The organism is Streptomyces sp. WM6386, from assembly GCF_000972385.1.
In the GTDB taxonomy this organism is placed as follows: domain Bacteria; phylum Actinomycetota; class Actinomycetes; order Streptomycetales; family Streptomycetaceae; genus Streptomyces.
Window position 1 is genome coordinate 1 of the sequence record NZ_JXTE01000386.1, and the last position, 586, is coordinate 586.

Annotated in this window: 1 protein-coding gene; it reads right to left on the reverse strand. The window is 65.0% G+C overall.

Annotated elements, in window-relative coordinates; all coding sequences use genetic code 11:
• On the reverse strand, positions 1-406 hold a 406-nt coding region (locus tag TN53_RS41860; RefSeq protein ID WP_159038280.1), incomplete at its 3' end, for a family 43 glycosylhydrolase.
• Positions 407-586: the final 180 nt, after the last annotated feature.

Consider the following 586-nt stretch of genomic DNA (forward strand, 5'->3'; position numbering starts at 1 on the left):
CCCACCAGTCGTTCGCACCGAAGATCATGCCCTTGTACGTGTACGGGCCGAGCGGGTCGGTGCCGGTGCTCTCCAGCACGTGCACGCGCTGGTCCTCGATGTCGCCCGTACCGGCGGAGTAGTAGATGTACCAGCGTTTGCCGTTGGGGCCGTCGAGCAGGTGCATCTCCGGCGCCCATATGTAGTGGTCGCGGCCGGCGGCGTGGGCACTGAACACCGGCACCGGCGCCGCTGCCTTCAGCGCTTCGATCGTGGGCGCTTTCCGCATCGTCAACGGCCCGCTGTACGGGGTCGTCATCAGGTAGAAGTTGCCGTTGTAGTAGGTCATGTACGGGTCCGCGCCGGAGCTGTTGAGCGGGTTCGTGAACGTCGCCGTGGCCGCCTGCGCGGCGGGTGCGGTCACCACCGTGCCGAACGTCAGGCCCCCGACGAGGGCAGCGACGGCCGTCGCCGTGCTGCACAGCTGCCGGAGAAGAGAAGAGCTTTTCCGCACTCGAATATTTGAATTGCCCATGACAGAAACATCCTCGTTCGCGTCGGGGAGCGTAAGTGCGGTGTTCTTTCAAAACGCGTTGTCGTGCCGGGC